Source organism: Pseudoalteromonas sp. Angola-4 (genome assembly GCF_028599265.1).
GTDB lineage: Bacteria > Pseudomonadota > Gammaproteobacteria > Enterobacterales > Alteromonadaceae > Pseudoalteromonas > Pseudoalteromonas atlantica.
In genome coordinates this window covers 120,813-142,958 of sequence record NZ_JAQREK010000007.1, presented here as the reverse complement: position 1 = coordinate 142,958, position 22,146 = coordinate 120,813, and the positions used below count along the sequence as shown (strand labels likewise).

The window sequence follows — 22,146 nt, the reverse complement described above, 5'->3', positions numbered from 1 at the left end:
TTTTATATTTAAATACTGAGTACTAATACCAATGCGCAATAATACTTAATTTAGGGCTACTGCATGAGTGTTTTATGCATCCAGCTTTGATTGCTTAAAATATTTTTATACAAAGCCAGCTGGTTTTGCGCACGTTCTAAATTATGTTCTGCATGGGTGGTTTTAAAGTACACGTCGTTATTTAAGTAATCAGTTAAAAACCGCACACTGAGCATTAGCGGCATAACTTTAGCGCCAAGCAGCAAACTTGCTTGCTCTTTGTTGCTAATAGCCGATTTAAGGGGGGCAAGGTAGCCTTTAACAAGCGCAGTAAATACCTCTTTGCGAATAACCACTTTCTCAAGATTAATGGAATCTTCTGCCTCAGCGCAGCAAAATGTGCGCACCATGTCTCCAAAGTCATACAATAAAAAGCCTGCCATACATGTATCTAAATCGATAACTGCTTTAGCTTTATATGTATTGCTGCAATACAGCATATTATTTATTTTAGTGTCGTTGTGGCACACCCGGGTGGGCAAATCGGCTGTTACGTCAGCGAGTTCTTTTACTAAATGCTGTTGTGCAATGCAGTAGTCAATGTCGTTTTTACACTGCTGGAGCCGCTCTTTAGTGGCGGTGCTAATAGCTGTATTAAGCTGCTCAAAGCGCATAGCTAAGTTATGGAAGTCAGTAATAACAGGGTAGAGGCTTGATGCGTTAAAATCGAGCAAGGCACGTGTAAAGGTGCCAAATGCAAATGCGGCTTGCTGTGCGTGATGGGGCTCTGTAACCACATCTTCACAAGCACTTTGGCTAATAAAATTAAGCACGCGGTAGTACGCGTTGTTAATTGTAATAAGGTATTCACCTTGGCAAGTACTTATATGCTTAACAATGTCGAGCGGGTAAGTATTTGCTTGTTGTTTTGCGCTTAGGTGCTGCTCAATTAACTGGGCGTTATTGACCAGTTGTGCTGGGTTTTTAAATACATGGGTATTGAGCTTTTGAACAACAAATTGCTGCGCAGCATTAGTTAACAGCCACGTGGTGTTTATATGTCCGCTGCCTAAAGAGCTCACCTGAGTAAGCTCAGGGTTTAGCGCTAATAGCTCACTTAATTTATTTTGTATTGCTGTATTCATGTGCTTTAGGCGTATCGCGCTTGTATTTTTTCGATAATCTCAGCGTTAGCAGCAGGGAACTCATAGTTACTAAGCTCATTAATAGCGACCCATTCACTTGGTTGCCCTTCGGCGCCATGTGCTTCACCGCTAAAGTTACTCACAACGTGAATATCAAGTTTTACACATTTATCGCCATAATCATGTTCAATCACCATAAGTTGGCTAGAGCTATGAATGGTAATGCCAACTTCTTCACTTAGCTCACGCTTAAGTGCAGCAAATACGCTCTCGCCAGCTTCTACTTTCCCGCCTGGAAATTCCCATAAGCCACCTTGATGTTGCTCATCAGCGCGCTTGCAGATAAAGATGGCGTTATTTTTTTTTATTACGCCTACCGCTACATTTACAATTTTTGTTGTCATGTTTTTTCTCCATAAAAAAAGCGACGCTAGCGTCGCTTTTTAATTACATACAATGCGTCGTTACTTTAATTTACCACAACATTGCTTAAACTTTTGTCCTGAGCCACACGGACACGGATCGTTACGGCCAACTTTAGGCGCTGTTCTTGCCATTACAGTTGCGCTTTGAGGTGCTTCACCGCCTACATGTTCAGCTTCTTCGTGTTGGTACTCGCGAGGGGCATTTTCACTTTTACGGTGTTGCTCTTCTACTTTTTCAACATCTTCTTCGGCACGAACTTGTACTTTACTTAAAATGCCCACTACATCAACTTTTAAGTTTTCAAGCATTTCGGTGAATAGCTCAAACGACTCGCGCTTATATTCTTGCTTAGGATTCTTTTGTGCATAGCCACGTAAGTGAATACCTTGGCGTAAATGATCCATTGCAGCAAGGTGATCTTTCCAGTGCTGATCAAGACTTTGAAGCATAATTGCTTTTTCAAACTGACGTAGTACAGAGTCGCCAACTTGCTCTTCTTTTTGCTTGTAAGCTTGCTCAACCGCTTGCTCAATACGCTCACGAAGTTTTTCTTCGTATAGTTTATTGTCATCAGCTAACCACTGCGTGATAGGCAGCTCAATCAGGAAGTCTTGTTTTAAGCGCTCTTCAAGGCCTGGGATATCCCACATTTCAGCAAGGCTTTGTGGTGCAATGTATTGATCAATAACACCTGCAAGTACATCACCACGGATTGCTGTAATGGTTTCTGAAATATCGCCTTCTTCAAGCAGCTCGTTACGTTGAGAGTAAACAACACGACGTTGATCGTTTGCTACATCATCGTACTCAAGTAATTGCTTACGTACATCAAAGTTACGTGCTTCTACTTTACGCTGAGCGTTTTCAATTGCACGGTTAACCCAAGGGTGCTCAATGGCTTCGCCGCGTTGCATACCTAGTTTACGCATCATGTTAGTCATGCGCTCGCCGGCAAATATACGCATTAGCGCATCATCCATCGATAAGTAAAAACGGCTAGAGCCGGCATCACCCTGGCGACCAGCACGGCCACGTAATTGGTTATCTATACGGCGCGATTCATGACGCTCAGTACCAATAATGTGTAAACCGCCAGCGTCAATTACTGCATCGTGACGAATTTTCCACGCCGCTTTAATTTCAGCAATTTGCTCATCTGTTGGGTTTTCTAGTTTTTCAACTTCGCTGTTCCAGTTACCACCAAGCACAATATCGGTACCACGACCGGCCATGTTGGTTGCAATTGTTACAGTACCTGGTAAACCAGCATCCGATACGATGTCAGCTTCTTGCGCGTGGAATTTAGCGTTAAGTACGTTGTGCTTAATTTTTTCTTTGCGTAAAAACTGCGATAAATACTCAGAGCTTTCAATCGAAATAGTACCTACAAGCACAGGCTGTCCGCGCTCTTGGCAATCTTTAATATCGGCTAAAATAGCTTCGTATTTTTCTTCTTGTGTTAGGTAAACTAAATCGGCGCGATCATCACGGATCATCGGCTTATTAGTTGGCATAACAACCGTGTCTAGGCCGTAAATAGATTGAAACTCAAATGCCTCAGTATCGGCTGTACCTGTCATACCGGCTAAAGTTTCGTATAAACGGAAGTAGTTTTGGAACGTGATTGAAGCCAGTGTTTGGTTTTCGTTTTGAATTTTTACACCTTCTTTAGCTTCAACAGCTTGGTGTAAACCTTCAGACCAACGGCGACCTTCCATTGAGCGCCCTGTATGCTCATCGATAATGATAACTTCGTTTTCTTTAACAACGTAATCAACATCTTTTTGATAAAGCTTGTGGGCACGAAGTGCGGCATACACATGGCTCAGTAAGGTAATGCTACCGGCTGAGTAAAGCGAGTCGCCTTCTTCAATCAAGCCACGTTCAGTAAGTAGGTCTTCTACTTTAATTTGACCGCGCTCAGTTAAATGAACTTGCTTAGACTTTTCGTCGATTGTGTAATCGCCATCGCCTTCAATGCCTTCTTCGTCTTCTTTTTCTTGAAGCTCTAAAAGCGGCACAATTTTATTGATCTCGATGTATAGCTCAGAGCTATCTTCAGCTGGGCCTGAGATAATAAGTGGTGTACGCGCTTCATCAATTAAGATTGAATCCACTTCATCCACTACTGCATAAAACAGTGGGCGTTGTACGCGCTCATCAATGCTAAATGCCATGTTGTCACGTAGGTAGTCAAAACCAAACTCGTTATTAGTACCGTAAGTAATATCGGCACTGTAAGCTTGTTTTTTCTGTTGTGGCATCATGCCTGGTACGTTACAGCCCACAGTAAGGCCTAAGAACTCAAATAACTCGCGGTTTGTTTCAGCATCACGTTTAGCAAGGTAGTCGTTCACGGTAATTACGTGCACGCCTTTGCCTGTTAAGCCATTTAAGTAGGCTGGAAGTGTGGCTGTTAGGGTTTTACCTTCACCGGTACGCATTTCTGCAATACGACCTTGATGTAAAACCATGCCGCCTAATAGCTGTACGTCAAAGTGACGCATGCCATTTACACGCTTTGACGCTTCGCGTACCACAGCAAATGCTTCAGGTAGAATGTCGTCAAGGCTTTGTCCGTTATCGTAACGTTCTCTAAACTCAGCTGTCTTAGCTCTTAAATCTTCATCAGAAAGCGCTTCTAATTGCGTTTCTAGCGCATTAATTAGCGCGACCGTCTTTCTTAGGTTTTTAATAGTGCGGTCATTGCGACTACCAAAAATCTTGGTAAATAAATTAGATATCATGATAAAACCGTTACAATGTATTCTTTGTTAACCGAGTGTCGGCTAACCCATTTTTTACAATTGGTAATTAATATGTACTTTTACATAACCTGCAGAACATATTAATTAGCAATTTTGTATTAAAGAGCCTCAAAGCACTGTTTAATACGTGTGCTACTATACCAGACTCTGCCAAACAACAAACTATCTCAACTAAAAGATGTGTATTAAAAACAGAAAAATTTGATCTGATGCGTAAAAACCACTTTAACTGATTTAATTACGCTAAAAAATAGCAGCAAGTTGTGAAGATATGGTGTTAAAAAATTTAAAAACAAGAGTGCTAGGGCATGCAGGCCTTGGGTGATTGAAATTCATTCAATCCACAAAGCTCAACACGCCCTAGGTGGGTTAATTTTATACTTAGTTACCCACCTTATTACGCTGTGTATTTAAAGCTTAAACTGATTAACCGTTTTGTTTAAGGCAACAGCAAGGTCGCTTAAATCGCGCGCTTCATCTGCTAAAATATGTGCGTGATCTGCGGTGCTGTTTACTAAGCCATTAATTGCTGCAAGGCTGGTATTAATGTCCTCTGCGACAACGGTTTGTTGCTCGGTTGAAGTGGCAATTTGGTGGCTTTGGTCTTGCACTTTAGTTACCGACTGAGCAATGTTTTGTAATGAACTTAGCACTTCTTTTGTTTGCGATACTGAGCCTTCAGTTTGCTCTTGCCCTTGTAGCATCATTACCGACGCTTGTTGGGCAATTTGCTGTAAGCGAGAAATCATATTACGAATATCGTCTGTTGATTCTTGCGTACGGCTTGCCAGTGAACGTACTTCATCAGCAACTACCGCAAAACCACGGCCATGCTCACCTGCACGCGCAGCTTCAATGGCGGCATTTAGAGCAAGTAAGTTGGTTTGATCGGCAATGGAGTTAATTACATCCACTAATGCACCAATGTTATTACTTTCTTGCTCAAGCCCTGCTACCACTTTAGACGCTTCACCTATGTGTAGCGCAAGTTCGGTCATCACACGTTGTGCTTGAGTTGAGCGGTCAGCCCCTTCGGCAGTAATAGCTTGTACTTCTTCGGCGGCGCTGTTGGTATGCTGCGCGTTACGCGATATTTCAAGTACAGTGTTGGCCATTTCGGTCACGGCGGCACTTACGCTGTCTACTTGTTGTTTTTCTTGCTGTATTTCGGTGTTGGTTTGAGCAGACACGTTTTTAAGTTGCGCTGCGGCATTAGTCAACTGCTCAGCTTGTGCGGCTGTTTCTAACATCATGGCGCGCAGCTTATCAATGAATGTATTCATATGATTGGCAAGCTGGCCGACCTCATCCTGGCTGGTAATATTAATCTTTTGAGTTAAATCGCCTTCGCCCGATGCAATATCACGCATTATATTAGTTAAGGTGGTAATAGGTTGCGAGATCATGTGGGTTGCCCATAATATCATTGCTAAAATGATCACTAAAATAACCACCACTGCGGTGGTTGTGGTGGTAACTGCCTCATTAACGGGGGCTTCAATCATGCTGGTTGGGATCAGTATACCTACATACCAATCTAGATAAGGTTGCTCTAGTTGTAAGCGATGGTACACCACATAATACTCTTCTCCTTTTAAGGTCACCAATTGGCTGCCTTCGAGGTTATTACGCATTTGTGCGTTAAGCTCTGTAAAGCCTGAAGTATTATTAAACTGGCTTTCAAGGCCATCTAGCCCTTCTTTACCTTTAGGGCCTTCGTCGGTGTTAGACAGCTTATGGCCGGTAGCATTTGAAAAGTGCACAACCTTTTGATTGCCATCGAGTAAAAAGCCATAACCTTGGCCGTTAAAGCGAATACCTTCAACCATATCGTTGATTTTATTAAGCTGTAAATCAACGCCGCCCATACCAATAAGTTTACGCTGTGCGTTGTATACCGGCTGTTGTACAACTGCTGAGGCAACCCCAGTGGTTAAATCGACCGATATAGGGCCTACGTAAAGTTTATTAATTTGCAGGGCTTCTTGCCACCAACCACGTTTATAGGCGTAGTAAGGTTGGCCATTGTAATGGCTGGTACGCTCGTTTTCTTTAAAGTATTCACCGGTGGTTGCTGATGCGAAAAACGCCGACAGTACATTTTCGTCATTTGAGCTAATGCGTACAAAGTCTTGATTAACTTCGTTGTAGCCGGGGGCATTTATAATCGGCTGGTCGCGAGTATCCCAATTTTCAAAAAAATTAACTAAATGCGGGTTATTAACAAACGTAGAAACCAGCTTGCCATACTTTGCAAAGTAGCTTTGCATTGAAAGTTGTTCGCTTTGTAGGTAGCTTTGAGCTTCGCGCTCAATGTTTACTCTGGAAAGGTTAGCGATGTGATTTACAAAAAATGTTGAAGCAATAATTAGCAAAATGGTGATGGTGCCACCAATCAATAATAATATTTTCTTCCGTAATGATAAATTATTTAGCATAAGTGCACGTATTATTGTTTTTAGTAGGTTATATCTAATCATATCTTACTTTAAATCTCTATGAAGTTAGATAAAAAGCACTAATTATGCGTTTAAAATGAAGGGTTATGCAAAAATGGAAACAAAAGCTAATAAATTAGTAGTATTAGGCGCAGGCTGGTTGGGTCATACTTTGTGCCTACAAGCTAAACAGGTGGGTTGGCAGGTACAAGGTACGCATAGAAGTGATGAGCACACAGACGATTTTCAGCGTCAATTTGTACTGATTGATGGGCAACTAATACACCAAATAGATTTACACGATGCTTATTGGGTGTGTGCAATCCCACCACGAAGCAGACACAGTGAAAGTAACTACCCAGAAACACTAAGCGCTGCACTTTCACTTTCTAAACAATTAAATGCAAAGGGCTTTATTTTGTGCTCATCTACCGGTGTGTACGACCAAGAGCCAGGTGTTTACACTGAAAGCAGTGAAATAAGTTGTACCAATGAGCGACAAATAAAACTATACGATGGCGAAGAAAAGGTGCTTGAGCAAGATGGTAAAGTACTGCGTTTAGCAGGATTACTAGGGCCTAACCGCGAGCCAGGGCGCTTTGTTGCTGGGAAAGAATTAAATTCATCGAGCCAGCAGGTGGTTAATATGGTCCATCAACAAGATGTGATAAACGCCATTTTTGCGGTAATAGAAAACTATAATTCGGGGCAAAATATTTATAACGTGGTAAATCCATCGCACCCAACTAAAGCGAATTATTATGCACAAAAGTGTGCAGAGCATGGCGGCGAAATGCCAACCTTTACCAGTAATGAAAGTGCTGAGCGCAAAGTACTTGGCTCAGCAATTGAAGCGTTAGGTTTTAGCTATCAGCATGGAATTTAAAATGCGATGGTAGTGGGTTGTGGTGAATAAAGTCGCACAATGCCCCTTGTGCTAAAAGCGTATTGGTTGCGTCTATATCGGGGGCAAAGTAGCGGTCTTTATCGTAGTAACTTACATGCTCGCGCAGCAGAGCTTTTGCTTTTTCTACTTGCGGTGAAGGTTTAAGTGGGGCTCTAAACTCAAGCCCTTGAGCAGCTCCAAGCCATTCAACTGCTAATACCCCGCGGGTGTTATTGGCCATTTCCTTTAAGCGCCTTGCTGCAAACGTGGCCATAGAGACATGATCTTCTTGATTTGCTGATGTTGGCAGGCTGTCTACCGAGGCGGGGTGCGCAAGCGATTTGTTCTCGGAGGCAAGCGCAGCCGCGGTTACTTGGGCAATCATAAAACCTGAGTTAACTCCGCCGTTTTCAACTAAAAAAGGTGGCAGTGTAGAGAGGTTTGAATCAATAAGTAGCGCGATTCTTCGCTCTGCCAGCGCGCCTATTTCGGCAATCGCAATGGCTAAGTTATCGGCGGCCATAGCAACGGGCTCTGCATGAAAGTTACCACCGGATATAATATCGCCCACATCGGCAAATACTAGTGGGTTGTCGGTAACGCCGTTTGATTCACATAACAACACATCTGCGGCGTGGCGAATTTGTGTTAAACACGCGCCGAGTACCTGAGGTTGGCAGCGAAGGCAGTAAGGGTCTTGTACTTTTTCGCAGTTTACGTGAGATTGGCTAATTTGTGATTCAGTACTAAGTAGCTCTCTAAATACACTGGCCGTATCAATTTGGCCGCGTTGCCCCCGTATTTCGTGAATGCGTGCATCAAAGGGCGCGCGGCTGCCCATTGCAGCTTCTATGCTAATAGAGCCTATAACACAGCTTTGTGCATATAAATCCTCTGCTTTGAAAAGCCCTTGTAACGCAAACGCGGTAGAGGCTTGTGTACCATTTAACAGTGCCAGTCCTTCTTTTGCGCCTAATGTAATAGGTGAAAGATTGGCAATTTTCAGCCCTTGCTCTGCACTTATAATTTCACCTTTGTGGCGCATTTTGCCTTCACCTAATAGTGGAAGGCACATATGAGCAAGAGGCGCTAAATCGCCCGAAGCACCCACAGACCCTTTTTGTGGTACGCACGGGTACACTTCACTGCACAGTAGTTGCATAAAAAATGCGATCACCTCTAGGCGTATCCCTGAGTAGCCCCGAGACAAAGAGTTTACTTTTAAGGTCATCATTAGTCTTACAGTGCTGTCGTCCATGAACTCCCCAATACCGGCAGCATGCGAAAGCACAATACTGCGCTGCAGTAGCTCAAGCTCGTCATCTGCTATTTTTGTATTGGCTAATAAGCCAAAGCCGGTGTTAATACCGTACACCGTTTGGCGTTTGTTTATTACGTTTTGAACAGTTTGTGCGCTGGCCGCTATTTGTGTACTGGCGCCATCGACTAAGTTAAGTGTGACAGCTGAGTCATTAATTTTTCTTAGGGTGCTTAAGTCTAACTGCCCTGGTGTGAGAGTGTGTGAAATCATGACTATTCCTTGTTTAGCATAGGGAGATCTAGGTGGTGCTCTTGCGCGCAATTTTTTGCAATATCGTAGCCTGCATCAGCATGGCGCATAACGCCGGTAGCAGGGTCGTTCCAAAGCACACGAGCTATGCGTTGCGAGGCTTGTTCACTACCATCTGCAACAATAACCACGCCTGCGTGCTGGCTAAAGCCCATGCCCACTCCGCCGCCATGGTGCAGCGACACCCACGTTGCGCCACCCGCAGTATTAAGCAAAGCATTAAGTAACGGCCAATCAGAAACGGCGTCTGAACCATCTTGCATACTTTCGGTTTCACGGTTGGGGCTTGCTACAGAGCCAGAGTCGAGATGATCGCGACCAATTACAACCGGCGCTTTAAGCTCGCCATTTTTAACCATGTCGTTAAAGGCCAGTGCAAGGCGGGCTCGGTTTTTTAAACCAACCCAGCATATACGCGCTGGCAAACCCTGAAATTGAATGCGCTCACGCGCCATATCAAGCCAGTTATGTAAGTGAGTATCTTCTGCGATAAGCTCTTTCACTTTTGCATCGGTTTTATAAATGTCTTCGGGGTCGCCTGAAAGCGCAACCCATCTAAATGGGCCAATTCCTTCACAAAATAGCGGACGGATATAAGCAGGCACAAAGCCCGGAAAATCAAATGCGTTGGTAACGCCTTCTTCAAATGCCATTTGGCGAATGTTATTGCCATAGTCGGTAGTGGCAGCACCGGCTTTTTGAAGTGCTAGCATGGCGTTTACTTGCACCGCCATAGATTGTTTAGCGGCTTTAACCACTGCCTGTGGGTTTTGTTCACGCATTTTTGCTGCGTGTTGCATGCTCCAACCTTGCGGTAGGTAGCCGTTGAGTGGGTCGTGCGCTGAGGTTTGGTCGGTCACTATATCAGGGGTAATATTACTGTTTGCCAGTGCAGTAAAAATATCGGCAGCATTACCTAATAAGCCTACCGATAATGCCTTGCCTTTAATGCAAGCATCGGTAACTAGCTCAAGCGCGTGCTCAAGTGTCGTGGCTTTTACATCAACGTAGCCGGTTTTAATTCGAAAATCGATACGGGTTTCGTCGCATTCCACAACTAATGCGCTAAAACCTGCCATCGTCGCGGCGAGTGGTTGTGCGCCTCCCATACCGCCAAGGCCTGCTGTTAAAACCCATTTACCTTTTGCATTACCGCCAAAGTGTTGCTTTGCCATTGCTACAAAGGTTTCGTAAGTGCCTTGCACTATGCCTTGTGAGCCAATATAAATCCAAGAGCCCGCGGTCATTTGCCCATACATCATTAAGCCTTTTTTATCGAGCTCATTGAAGTGCTCCCAATTTGCCCAATGTGGCACCAGGTTAGAATTAGCAATGAGAACGCGCGGCGCGTTTTCGTGTGTTTTAAATACGCCCACGGGCTTACCCGATTGCACAAGCAGGGTTTCGTCGTTTTCGAGCCTATCAAGGGTTTCAATTATTTTATCAAAGCTTGGCCAGTCTCTTGCCGCACGGCCAATACCGCCATATACCACTAACGCGTGAGGGTGCTCTGCCACATCAGGGTCTAAATTGTTCATTAACATGCGTTTAGCGGCTTCTGTTTGCCAACTTTTAGCGCTAATTTTATCGCCATGAGGCGCGCGGATTTCTCGGTGTGTGTCGAGCCGGTTGTTCATGAATTTCTCCTGTTGTATATACAAGATGGTCAGCTACAAAAAAACGCCCTTGAGCGTTACGTTGTTATTATTTTTTAAATGTTAAGTGCCCGCCCAAACGGTATTTACTGCCCGGTGATACTAAGCGAGCAAAGCTTACTATGCCTTTTGTAGACCAAGTACGACGAATAACCTGCAAGCAGGGCTCTTCGTTATACAGGTTAAGCCATTGGCACATTTGCGAGTTAGGCATAACCGCTTCCACTGTGTGGCGCGCTTGTGTGAGCGGCGCTACGCTCGATAAGTATTCATGCGGGGTGAGGGCGCTAAAGTCTTGTTGTAAATAACCCGCGGCTAAAGCTGGGTTTACAAATCGCTCTTCTACTTGCAGTGGTTTGTCGTTCTCATTGTGTACAAGCACACTGCGATACACCAGGCTATCTACTTCAACGCCAAGCGCAATGGCTATGGGTGCTACCGCATTGATTGATTCAAGCACTTGCACACTACAGCTGTATTGCCCGTTACGTTCTTTTACTTCATCGGCTATGTTTTTAATTTCAAGTAGTGACGACTGCGATTTAAAACTTGCTACAAACGTACCTAACCCTTGGCTGCGCGTTAAAATACCGGCATCTGTTAATTCGCTAAGTGCACGTCGTGCGGTCATACGGCTTACAGAAAATTGGCTGCTAAGCTCGTTTTCTGAAGGGACACGTTGGTTTTCTTGCCATGCGCCATTTTTTATTTTATCGACAATAAATTGTTTTATTTGTGCAAATTTAGGTGTGGTCATTACTATTATTAGCTGTACTTAAAATAAACTATTTAATAAAGATGGCATAATTATCTTGTATATACAAGGTGTATTGTTAGACTGTATTTTAAGCACGTTAGGGAGCTAAGTATGCAAAATAAAACAACGGGTTACGCCTTGGAAGATCTCGACTTATTATTGACTGATGCCAACATAGCAACCATGGATAGTACAATTGATGCACCTTATGGGGCTATAGAAAATGCGGCACTGGCGATTAAAAACGGCGAAATTGTATGGTTAGGTGAGCAATCAAACTTACCCAGTTTTGATGCCTTTGCTACCCCTACATTAAGTATTAAAGGGCAATGGTTAACACCTGGACTTATTGATTGCCATACACATTTAATATTTGCAGGCTCCCGAGCTGAGGAGTTTGAGCAGCGCTTACAAGGTGTAAGCTATGAACAAATAGCTGCGCAAGGTGGCGGTATAGCCAGTACCGTTAAGGCCACTCGCGCGGCAGATCATGAGCAGTTATTTGTTGATGCAAAAGATCGCTTAAACACTTTACTTGCCGAGGGCGTAACGACTGCTGAGATAAAGTCGGGATACGGGCTTGATGTTGAAAACGAAATAAAAATTTTAGAAGTGGCGCGTTTGCTTAATGAGCATCATCCTATTGATATTAAAACCACGTTTTTAGGTGCACATGCGCTACCCCCTGAATACAAAGGCCGTGCAGATGAATACATAGATTTAGTATGTACGCAGATGCTTGAGCAGGTAGTGGCTAATAACCTTGCCGATGCTGTAGATGTATTTTGTGAAAATGTAGGCTTTAGTCTTGCACAAACAAAACAAGTGTTTGATGCAGCTACAAAGCATAACTTGCCGGTAAAATGTCATGCTGAGCAGCTTTCTAATCAGCAGGGCGCACAGCTGGTGGCTGAGTATAAAGGCCTTTCAGCTGATCATATTGAGTACCTTGATGAAAACGGCGTAAAAGCCATGGCAGAGGTTGGCACTGTGGCTGTTTTATTACCTGGGGCTTTTTATTTTTTACGAGAAACACAGCTTCCTCCCATCGATTTGCTGCAAAAATACAATGTGCCTATTGCTATTGCCAGTGACTTTAACCCAGGGACCTCGCCTTTATGTTCTGTGCAATTAATGATGAACATGGCATGTACTTTATTTAGGCTCACCCCTGAGCAGGCCCTTGCAGGAGTAACCCGCAATGCAGCGCAGGCACTAGGTTTAAAAGACAGAGGCGTATTAAAGGTTGGGGCAAGGGCTGATATTGCGCACTGGCAAATAGGTCACCCTGCACAATTAAGTTACCAATTTGGCGTAAATAAACTGTTAAATCTATGGATTTTGGGTAGAATTAATTAGTTTGTATTATTTTTGTCCATATTTAACATGCTTTTATTAAATTTTATAGCTAATGGAGTGGCGTAAGCTTGAGTATTTTGACTGACAGTAACTTTCCAATATTTTTTAGCGGCGCGCTGTTAATGGCGATGGTCGCTACGTTATTTGCGGTTAAAAATACCAGTATTAAATTTAGTTACTTATGTACAGGCGCTGTCGGTTTAGCCATTTTAAGTAGCGGGGCTGCTTGGTTAGCAATATTGCTCGCTTTTGGTTTTTGCTTTCATTTATGGCAAGCGTTTGAGCGTAATAGTTGGAGCATGATTATCACAAGCGCCGTTTCAGGGTTGCTATTTGTGGTGTTGTTTTCAGCGCATTTACTAATGGACGTGCCCCTATTTTGGGTGGTGGTGGCTATTATTCTGCTAGCGGTTGTAGGGCTAATGAGCGAGGAAGAAGAGCCCAAAGTTGAAGATTCGCATAACATTAATGAGCCTGAACCGTACCAAGATGACTCTCCTCTTGCTGCATTTGCAGATAAACAGCAGTTACGCCAAGGCTATTACAGCTGGTGTAAAGAAAAACAGCTAGAAGCAGCACTGGTGATTGTTCGTCTAGAAGGGTTTGAGCAAGTTAATCAGCACATAGGCAGAGATTTTGGTGATTTGCTTTTGGCTCAATCGGCCAACAGAATAAAAGACTTACTAAATAACGATAATGTGATTGATTTAGGTGGCCAAGAAAAATTGGCGCATTTAGGCGGTCTTAACTTTGCCTTTATTTGCAGCTTAGCTGTGCACAAACATAGCCATGAACACATCATTGAGCAAATTATTGGCGCAACACTTAAACCGTTTAACGTTGCTAATTGTACCGTAGAGGTAAAAGCAAGGGCGAGTTACGTTAATTGCGATGAGCAAGACGCTAACTTTGATAACTTAGTATCGTGTGCATACTTAGCCCTTGATAGTCAGCCTAAAAAAGCAGTGGTTGTGTACCACCAACAAATGATGGTTGAGCAACTTGAGCAGCAAGCCCGTTTAAAAGAGCTGGCTAATATTGATTTTGTAAGCGAGCTTGAACTTTATTTTCAGCCTATTATTCGCAATGACGACGGCCAAATTGAGTTTTTAGAACTTCTGTTGCGTTGGCAGCACCCTCAACAAGGTATTTTATCAGCCCACCGGTTTATTGATGATATTCATATTGCGGGTTTAGCTTACCCACTGGCTAAATTTGTTATAGAGCGGGCCGCAGAGCTTGCCATGGCACTTCGCATAGAGGGGATTGCTATACCGCTGAGCATTAACTTATTTGGCCCCGAAATGCTTAACGAAGAGTTTGTTGAGTTTGTAGATAGTGTGGTGAGTGAGCACAACTTACAGCACGGAGATTTAATTGTTGAATGCCCGCTGCATATATTCACAGATTTAGATAATAAGGGCCGTGCGATGATTGCCCGATTAAATAATATAGGCTTAAAAATATGCGTTGATGGGTTAGGCGATAACCCCATTGTTCTTTCTAAGCTGCCAAATCTAGCTGTTGAATACATTAAGGTAGCGCCATCGCTTACTGCAGATTTTAGCAATCAAAATAATATACGCAGCCTAGTAGGCGGTATGGTTGAAATGCATAACCAACAAAATACCAAGGTTATTTTTGAGGGCGTTGAAACCTTAGACCAATTAAAGTTTGTAAAAAGTTTAAAAGCGCACGCAGCACAAGGTTATTATTTTGGCCACCCGTTAAGCAGCATTGGCTTAATGAGTTGGCTAAAGCAGTGGCAGGCTCACCAAACACAATAAGTTATGCCAAGCTGCAATAATTATTTTGTAAGGAAAATTCAGCAATTCGCTGCGATAGAATTACTCACTTATGAGCGTATAGCGTGCAAAAGTGAGTTATACACCTGCCAATAGTAAGCTCAATTAACTCACCATTTTTAGCTAAGCCAGTAAGGCAATTTGGCGGCCTTAAAAAATGCAGCGGTTAATTAAGCTAATTACAATTAACGTGTTTTTGCATGTAAGTAGGCATTTACTAATGCACTAATAATTTGCCCACAGCTTTGCATACCTGCTGTTAACCCAGCTGGGTGATTTAACGGTGCAGCTTCACACAAATGTAGGTAGCGGGCAGTGCTGTGTTTTGCTGTTAAATACACATAATGCTCAGCATCACTAACGCTAAAGCCGCAGCATGTATACGCGCTGGCCGGTAAAAACGAAATACTGTCTAAGTCGAGTTCAATACCAAGTGGCGCATTATTAAACGCTGCTAAGGCGCGCTGTACGGCATCGGTTAGTGATATTTCTCGGCGTACATTAATAGCTTGATAGCTGTGAAAACTACATTGATTTTGCGCGATTAAGTCAAAAATGGCTTGGTTATTTTTTTGCTCATGCAGGCCAATAATATGATATTGCTGCAATGCATTTTTCTTCAAGGCATAGCTAAAGCCATTGCCGCTGTGGCGACCTTCGCAAGGCCGTAAATCTGCATGGGGATCAAAATTTATAGCGTTAACTGAAGCCCCACTATGTTTGCTTAAAGCACTGAGTATGCCAAAGCTATTATTGTGCCCACCGCCGATAATAATAGGCTCAAGGCCCGCATTAAATATAAGCGTTAATACCGCCTCTACTCGCTCATCTATTGTTGCGCATAGTTTACGTAGTTGAGCCAGCTCTTCAGCATGCTGGTTATTTAAGCCTTGCGCTTGCGCCATGACATCATCAACGTCAATTTCGCCTAACAGCAATACCTGCTGGGTCGCGTTAAACTGGTTAACTGGTTGGTTCAAAAAGTATTGTAAAAAAGCGGGCCAAGCTTGATGTGAGCCGCCATTGCCTAAATTAGCGCGAGGGCCTATATCTTCACATATACCAAGTAATACGTAGCGAATACCAAATTGCGCTGCATCGTTAAGGGCTTGTTGTACATTTACATGGGTGTCTAATAGAGCAACAGACTGCCAGGTTTTTGTTTCGTTAACGCGTGTGGAGCAGTAGGGTTTAACGGCGTTTTCATCATACACTTTTAAGGTAGGGTGCACTGTGTTGAATCCGTATTGAGCAGCAAAAATTATTCGTGGTGGCGTAAGCAGTGCTCTGTTGAGCACTGCTTGTTACTTTATTCTTCGATAACTTCTAGTTCAAGTTCTTCTGCTGATAATACAATGCCAGTACTATCTGCATAGATAAAATCGTCATCAAAAAACGACACACCAGCAAAGTTAACGCCAATGCCATCTTCACCAGCGCCTTCGCTGTCGGCGGCCACAGGAATTGATGCAATCGCTTGAATACCTAAATCAATTTCTTCTAACTCATCTACATGACGCACAGCACCAAATACAATAATGCCGTTCCAGTTGTTATCAAGCGCAAGCTCTGCAAGTTCAATGTCGATAAGGGCGCGTCGTGTTGAGCCACCACCATCGATAAGTAGTACTTGATCAGTACCGTCTTGTGAGAGTATTTCACGGATCAGTTCATTATTTTCAAAACATTTAACCGTTTTAATTCGGCCGCCAAACGTGTGTCGACCACCAAAGTTGATGAACATCGGTTCAAGCACGTCAACCACATCGGCAAAAAAGTCACATAAGTCAGAAGTGCTGTAATCCATTATTTTATCCTCAAAGGGTACATAAGTTACCCTCAGTATACCCTCCTTATATGCAATAACAACGACTTAATAGCAGTAAATTTATTCAAAAAATGCCGAAATTAGAAATGGCAACAATAGTGTCTTAAAAGCGTCACTCAATTGTTATTTTCTGCCACTAAGCTTTAACTATGGTTAGATATTGTGCAGCTAAGGGTAAATAATGAACGACAATAACGTGCTTAAAAAAATGGCTCAAATGGATGAACAACTCTTTTTAACTCTGTTTAATTATAATTCACCCAAATGGCTGAAGACGGCTGCGCTTGGTTTATCTAAAAGTGGTAATGGTGGTTTATATTTACTTATGTGTGGCGCTGTTTGGTGGCTAAGTACCAATGAGCAGCATCAGTTATTGCCAATATCGGTGTTACTGGGGTTTGCAATTGAAAGGCCTATTTATTTTTTAGCAAAACGTAGCTTTGGCCGAATCCGCCCCTGTGATTGCTTAGTCAGTAATGCGTATATTGTGCCTAGTGACAAATTTAGTTTGCCTTCGGGACACAGTGCAGCAGCATTTTTAGTTGCGGTAATATTGAGTCACTTTTTTGCAGAGTATGCGTGGCTTTGGTTTAGTTGGGCATCGGGGGTGGCGGTTTCTCGCGTAGTATTAGGCGTACATTTTCCGGCAGATATAATAATTGGCGCTGTTATTGGCAGTTCATGTGGTTTATTTGCGCTGGCTTTGGTGGTGCCTGTATGAAGATATTATACGGCATACAAGGCACAGGTAATGGCCACATTACGCGCGCCCGTGTTATGGCAAGTTGTTTTAAAGAGTTAGGTATAGATGTAGATTACGTTTTTTCAGGGCGCCCTGAAAAAGACTACTTTGATATGCAGGAATTTGCTGATTACAAAACGTTTCGAGGGTTATCGTTTAGCACTAAAAATGGCCAAGTAAAAAGCTATCAAACATTAAAAAATGCCCGTGTGTGTAAGTTAGTTAACGATATAAAATCATTTAATGTAAAAAAATACGATTTTGTCTTAAATGACTTTGAGCCTATTTCAGCTTGGGCTGCAAAGCGTGCAGGCGTGCCTGTAGTTGGTATTAGTCACCAGGCGGCCTTTTTATCTAATAGCGTGCCTATGTTTGGCCGCGGTTTATTTAGAAAATCTCTCATTAAGCACTACGCGCCAGCAAGCACCTATTTAGGCGTACATTGGCAGCCCTTTGCAGATAATATTATACCGCCCTTTATTGCAAACCATGACCATGGCAATCCTGTCGCCGTTATGAATAAAGTGCTGGTGTATTTACCCTTTGAGAACCTCGACAACATTATTGATTATTTAAAGGACTTCCCAGAAAAAGAGTTTTACTGTTACCACCCGCATGCGCAGGATAAATCCCTTGGGCATATTCATTTGCGCACTCCTTCACGAGCGGGGTTTTTAAACGACTTAGCAAATACCAGTGGCGTAATTGGTAATGCAGGCTTTGAGCTGGCAAGTGAGGCCTTAAAACTTGGGAAAAAATTATTACTTAAACCTCTTGATGGTCAGTTTGAACAAGATGCAAATGCACAAACATTGCGGGCGATGAAAATGGCCCATGTAATGAATTATTTAAACCCGCAAGCGCTGGATGATTGGAATAGTGCCCCGCAAAACAAACAAATTAATTTTCCCAGTGATCCTGCCCCTTTGGTTAAATGGCTACTTAATAAACAGTGGCATGACACTCACTCATTGCATAAAGATTTATGGGGGAGTGTTAATCTAAAAGCATGAGTTATATGTATAAAAAGTTAATAAAAAGTTCAATATAAAGCGCCAGAACGTACTACACTATTAGTGCATATTAAATATAGGTGTTTTCAATGAATTTTTTACAAAACTTAACCATTAAAAGGCGTTTGCAACTTAATGCAGTGGTAGTCGGTCTGGCAATGGTCATTTTGTTGTGTGTGATAATTTATGAGTCGCGCGTAACACTCAATCTGAATAAAACAATTCAGCTTGCAGAAGAGCTCAACGTACATGCACTAGAGCTTAGAAAGCATGAAAAAAACTTTCTTTTTTACAAGCAGCAGGAAGCACTTACATCATTTGATAAGGATTTTAAACAGCTAAGCACTAAAATCAAAAAGCTGCAGGAGGTAATGCAACAGCAGGGCATTACCACAGCGCAAATTGAGCATTTTCATACGCTTATTACTAACTACAACAACAATTTTTCAGAGGTTGTTAGGTTACAGCAACAGATAGGTTTAAACCCTAAAGATGGGTTGTATGGCAAGCTCAGAACTGCAGTGCACGAAGTTGAGGTGCTATTAAAAGAGCAAGATAACTTTGAGCTTTTATCGGCAATGCTACAGCTGCGACGCGCTGAGAAAGATTTTATGCTGCGCTTTGATGCAAAGTACTTAACTCGCTTTAACGAACTTATTAGTACGTTTAAACAAAAAATTACCCAAGCTGATTTGCAAAGTAGTTATAAGTCGCAAATAAGCCCTTTAATAGATACGTATCAAAGTGCTTTTCAAAATCTTGTAAAGGCACAAACGCAGTTAGGGCTAGATTTAGACTCTGGTGCACTAGGCGTTATGCGTATTAACGTAGAAAAAAGCGATCAGGTTGTTGGTCAAATTGTTGAGTCAACCAAGCTGGAAGTTGAGAAAAGCGTTGACCAAGCGCAGTTTATTGCCATCGTTGTATTTGTTATTTCGGGGATTATAGTGTTGGCGCTGGTGTACTTTACTAGCCATTCAATTATTGTGCCTATTGAGCGGGTATATCACACCATAAACGACATACGCCGTAATAACGACTTAAGCGTAATGATAGAGCAAACAGGTAATGATGAAGTTACCATTATGACGTCGGACTTTAATAGTTTAATAGGCGATTTTAAAAACCTCATAAACGAAGTGAATACCGCGCTTAATACGTTAAATGTGGCAACAGAGCACTTATCTGAAAGTACCTCTGCAACAAGTTCAGGCATGCAAGAGCAGTTACACGAAGCGGATATGGTTGCCACTGCGGCTACGCAAATGCAGGCAACGATTCAAGATATTTCTCATAATACCGAAGCTGCTGCTAAAAAAGCAGAGTCAACCAATCTAAGCGCGCAGCAAGGGCGTAATGAAGTAGACTCTACGGTTAAGCAGATACGCGATTTATCTTCGTCGTTAGGTAACGCATCAAGTGTGGTATCGCAACTTGAAAAAGACGGTGAAACCATAGGCTCAGTGCTCGATGTAATCAGAGGCATTGCAGAGCAAACCAATTTACTTGCATTGAATGCCGCGATAGAAGCCGCTCGTGCTGGTGAGCAAGGGCGAGGGTTCGCTGTTGTGGCGGATGAAGTACGCTCGCTTGCGCAACGTACACAAGAGTCTACCAGTGAAATTGAAGGCATTATTAATACGCTTCAGCAGCGCACGCAAGAGGTAGTAAGTATTATGCATCAATGTCGCTCGCAAGGTGATGAAAGTGCTTCACAAGCTATTAAAGCGGGTGATTTACTCGGTGCTATTACCGAAGATGTGCAAACCATAATGGAAATGAGTACTCAAATTGCCGTTGCTATTGATGAGCAAAGTCAGGTGGCATCAGAGGTGAACAAAAATGTAGTACGCATTAGAGACATTGCCCAAGATGCCTCTGAGCATGCAGTTAATAATGCGCAAACCAGTGAAGAAGTCTCTGAACAAGCGCGCGTATTATTTGCGGCTATTGATAAATTTAAAGTGTAATACAGTGTAGCGTTTAAAAAGCCAATAAGGTTTAGGGAACAAACTTTATTGGTACGCTATCTTTGTTTCGTTCGTGCTCGGCAAGACGCGCTTGGTATTTATCCCACAAGGTTTCGTGCTGCGCTTGTAGTGTTTCAAAGTAGCTCCAGCTAAATAGCCCGCTGTTATGACCATCATCAAAGTCTAATCTAAGTGCGTAATGCCCCACCGGTACAATCTTTTTTATACCAACATGTTGTTTATTAAGTACCAACTTCATTGGCTCTGCACCATGCCCTTGCACTTCGGCCGAGGGAGAGTGAACGCGTAAAAACTCGCAGCTAAATACAGCCATGCTGTCATCATCAAAGTAAACATCTAGGTTTTTACTCACGCTATGATAATGCACTTTTGTTACGTGTTTCATTTTATATGTCCCATTAAAAAGCCCCCAATATGGAGGCTTTTAGTATAGTATTTTTGCCTACCTTATAAAATAAAGCGGCTTAAATCTTCATCTTCAACTAATGCGCCTAAATGTTTTTCTACATAAGCGGCGTCAATAGTAAGGGTAGAGCCAGCTTGTTCAGATGCATCGTATGAAATTTCTTCCATTAGCTTTTCCATTACCGTATGTAAGCGACGAGCACCAATGTTTTCGGTTTTCTCGTTAACCTGCCAAGCGGCTTTAGCAATGCGCTCTATTGCATCATCGTTAAACTCAACATTTACTTGCTCAGTTTTAAGCAATTCACGTTGCTGCTCAGTAAGTGAGGCATGTGGCTCGGTAAGAATTCGTTTAAAGTCATTAGCACTTAGTGCTTCAAGCTCTACACGAATAGGTAAACGACCTTGTAGCTCAGGGATCATGTCTGATGGTTTAGCCATTTGGAACGCACCCGATGCAATAAATAGCATGTGATCTGTTTTCACCATACCGTGTTTAGTATTAACGGTTGAGCCTTCAATTAGTGGAAGTAGGTCGCGTTGTACACCTTCACGGCTAACATCTGGGCCTGACGAATCGCCACGCTTACAAATTTTGTCTATTTCATCAATAAACACAATGCCGTTTTGCTCTACTGCAAAAATAGCCTGCTCTTTTAGCTCTTCAGGGTTAACTAATTTAGCGGCTTCTTCTTCGGTTAATAACTTAAAGGCTTCTTTAATTTTTAACTTACGCTTAGTACGTTTGTCGCCACCCATGTTTTGGAACATGCTTTGCAACTGGTTGGTCATATCTTCCATACCAGGAGGCGCCATAATCTCTACATTTGGCTGTGCTTGTGCTAAATCTATTTCTATTTCTTTATCATCAAGCTGACCTTCGCGTAATTTTTTACGGAATGTTTGACGAGTAGATGAGTTGTCATCGCGCTGCGTTTCACCGTATTGATCTTTAGCTGGTGGTAAAAGTGCATCTAAAATACGCTCTTCTGCTGCTTCTTCTGCGCGGTGCTTAAACTTTTTAGTTTGTTGCTCGCGGGTCATTTTAATTGATACATCAACTAAATCGCGAATGATAGTCTCTACTTCTTTACCAACATAACCCACTTCAGTAAATTTAGTCGCCTCTACTTTAATAAAAGGCGCATTAGCGAGCTTAGCTAAACGGCGGGCAATTTCAGTTTTACCGACACCGGTTGGGCCAATCATTAAAATGTTTTTAGGGGTTACTTCGCTGCGTAAGTCATCGTTTAGTTGCATACGGCGCCAGCGATTACGCAGGGCAATAGCCACGGCTTTTTTAGCATTAGCTTGACCAATAATGTGCTGATCTAACTCGTGTACAATTTCTCTTGGGGTCATAGCAGACATAATGGGTC

Annotated in this window: 17 protein-coding genes; 6 read left to right on the top strand and 11 right to left on the bottom strand. The window is 42.7% G+C overall.

The window, feature by feature from the left end; translation table 11 throughout:
• Nucleotides 1-56 precede the first annotated feature (56 nt).
• The 4 genes from PSH48_RS10670 to PSH48_RS10655 all read right to left on the bottom strand — a co-directional run bounded on the left by PSH48_RS10670 (nucleotide 57) and on the right by PSH48_RS10655 (nucleotide 6,756).
• Nucleotides 57-1,124 (bottom strand): phosphotransferase enzyme family protein, encoded by a 1,068-nt coding sequence (locus tag PSH48_RS10670; protein WP_273611538.1) that lies wholly within the window; start codon nucleotides 1,122-1,124, stop codon nucleotides 57-59.
• Nucleotides 1,125-1,129: 5 nt separating this feature from the next.
• Nucleotides 1,130-1,528 (bottom strand): 8-oxo-dGTP diphosphatase MutT, encoded by a 399-nt coding sequence (gene mutT, locus PSH48_RS10665; RefSeq protein ID WP_004589320.1) that lies wholly within the window; start codon nucleotides 1,526-1,528, stop codon nucleotides 1,130-1,132.
• A gap of 60 nt (nucleotides 1,529-1,588) precedes the next feature.
• Nucleotides 1,589-4,297: a preprotein translocase subunit SecA gene (gene secA, locus PSH48_RS10660; RefSeq protein WP_064386276.1), complete on the bottom strand. Its 2,709-nt coding sequence runs from the start codon at nucleotides 4,295-4,297 to the stop codon at nucleotides 1,589-1,591.
• A gap of 431 nt (nucleotides 4,298-4,728) precedes the next feature.
• On the bottom strand, nucleotides 4,729-6,756 hold the full coding sequence (locus PSH48_RS10655; RefSeq protein WP_273611555.1) for a methyl-accepting chemotaxis protein: 2,028 nt from the start codon (nucleotides 6,754-6,756) through the stop codon (nucleotides 4,729-4,731).
• A gap of 115 nt (nucleotides 6,757-6,871) precedes the next feature.
• Here PSH48_RS10655 and PSH48_RS10650 point away from each other — a divergent pair, with 115 nt between their 5' ends.
• Complete coding sequence (locus tag PSH48_RS10650) at nucleotides 6,872-7,642, top strand: NADP-binding protein (protein ID WP_273611537.1); 771 nt, start codon at nucleotides 6,872-6,874, stop codon at nucleotides 7,640-7,642.
• On the opposite strand, the gene hutH is transcribed toward PSH48_RS10650, so the two are convergent.
• The 3 genes from hutH to hutC form a co-directional block, all read right to left on the bottom strand.
• Nucleotides 7,620-9,173 (bottom strand): histidine ammonia-lyase, encoded by a 1,554-nt coding sequence (hutH, locus tag PSH48_RS10645; RefSeq protein ID WP_273611536.1) that lies wholly within the window; start codon nucleotides 9,171-9,173, stop codon nucleotides 7,620-7,622. The two genes, PSH48_RS10650 and hutH, sit on opposite strands and share 23 nt — an antisense overlap.
• Nucleotides 9,174-9,175: 2 nt before the next feature.
• Nucleotides 9,176-10,849, bottom strand: coding sequence for a urocanate hydratase (hutU, locus tag PSH48_RS10640; protein WP_273611535.1), 1,674 nt, complete (start codon nucleotides 10,847-10,849; stop codon nucleotides 9,176-9,178).
• Between the two features lie 67 nt (nucleotides 10,850-10,916).
• Nucleotides 10,917-11,624 carry a histidine utilization repressor gene (hutC, locus tag PSH48_RS10635; protein ID WP_054982938.1) on the bottom strand — a complete coding sequence of 236 codons (708 nt, stop codon included), beginning with the start codon at nucleotides 11,622-11,624 and terminating at the stop codon, nucleotides 10,917-10,919.
• A gap of 111 nt (nucleotides 11,625-11,735) precedes the next feature.
• Between hutC and hutI the strand changes: the two genes are divergently transcribed.
• A complete protein-coding gene (hutI, locus tag PSH48_RS10630) occupies nucleotides 11,736-12,983 on the top strand; it encodes an imidazolonepropionase (RefSeq protein WP_096738975.1) in 1,248 nt (415 codons plus the stop codon).
• Between the two features lie 122 nt (nucleotides 12,984-13,105).
• The gene (locus tag PSH48_RS10625) at nucleotides 13,106-14,770 is read left to right on the top strand and encodes a GGDEF domain-containing phosphodiesterase (RefSeq protein WP_029771746.1); all 1,665 of its coding nucleotides are present in this window, start codon (nucleotides 13,106-13,108) and stop codon (nucleotides 14,768-14,770) included.
• A gap of 203 nt (nucleotides 14,771-14,973) precedes the next feature.
• Here PSH48_RS10625 and PSH48_RS10620 read toward each other — a convergent pair whose 3' ends face one another.
• Both PSH48_RS10620 and rraA read right to left on the bottom strand, forming a co-directional pair.
• Nucleotides 14,974-16,020: a formimidoylglutamase gene (locus tag PSH48_RS10620; RefSeq protein WP_273611554.1), complete on the bottom strand. Its 1,047-nt coding sequence runs from the start codon at nucleotides 16,018-16,020 to the stop codon at nucleotides 14,974-14,976.
• Between the two features lie 77 nt (nucleotides 16,021-16,097).
• On the bottom strand, nucleotides 16,098-16,595 hold the full coding sequence (gene rraA / locus PSH48_RS10615) for a ribonuclease E activity regulator RraA (protein WP_004589330.1): 498 nt from the start codon (nucleotides 16,593-16,595) through the stop codon (nucleotides 16,098-16,100).
• A 202-nt stretch (nucleotides 16,596-16,797) separates the two neighbouring features.
• Between rraA and PSH48_RS10610 the strand changes: the two genes are divergently transcribed.
• The 3 genes from PSH48_RS10610 to PSH48_RS10600 all read left to right on the top strand — a co-directional run bounded on the left by PSH48_RS10610 (nucleotide 16,798) and on the right by PSH48_RS10600 (nucleotide 20,341).
• Nucleotides 16,798-17,337, top strand: coding sequence for a phosphatase PAP2 family protein (locus PSH48_RS10610; RefSeq protein ID WP_029771744.1), 540 nt, complete (start codon nucleotides 16,798-16,800; stop codon nucleotides 17,335-17,337).
• Nucleotides 17,334-18,371: an MJ1255/VC2487 family glycosyltransferase gene (locus tag PSH48_RS10605; protein ID WP_121636880.1), complete on the top strand. Its 1,038-nt coding sequence runs from the start codon at nucleotides 17,334-17,336 to the stop codon at nucleotides 18,369-18,371. The genes PSH48_RS10610 and PSH48_RS10605 overlap by 4 nt, the downstream gene beginning before the upstream one ends.
• An 89-nt stretch (nucleotides 18,372-18,460) precedes the next feature.
• A complete protein-coding gene (locus PSH48_RS10600) occupies nucleotides 18,461-20,341 on the top strand; it encodes a methyl-accepting chemotaxis protein (protein WP_273611534.1) in 1,881 nt (626 codons plus the stop codon).
• A gap of 31 nt (nucleotides 20,342-20,372) precedes the next feature.
• On the opposite strand, the gene PSH48_RS10595 is transcribed toward PSH48_RS10600, so the two are convergent.
• Together PSH48_RS10595 and hslU are read right to left on the bottom strand one after the other, a co-directional pair.
• Nucleotides 20,373-20,747: a gamma-butyrobetaine hydroxylase-like domain-containing protein gene (locus PSH48_RS10595; protein ID WP_064386263.1), complete on the bottom strand. Its 375-nt coding sequence runs from the start codon at nucleotides 20,745-20,747 to the stop codon at nucleotides 20,373-20,375.
• A gap of 62 nt (nucleotides 20,748-20,809) precedes the next feature.
• Complete coding sequence (gene hslU, locus PSH48_RS10590) at nucleotides 20,810-22,138, bottom strand: HslU--HslV peptidase ATPase subunit (RefSeq protein ID WP_004589335.1); 1,329 nt, start codon at nucleotides 22,136-22,138, stop codon at nucleotides 20,810-20,812.
• Nucleotides 22,139-22,146: the final 8 nt, after the last annotated feature.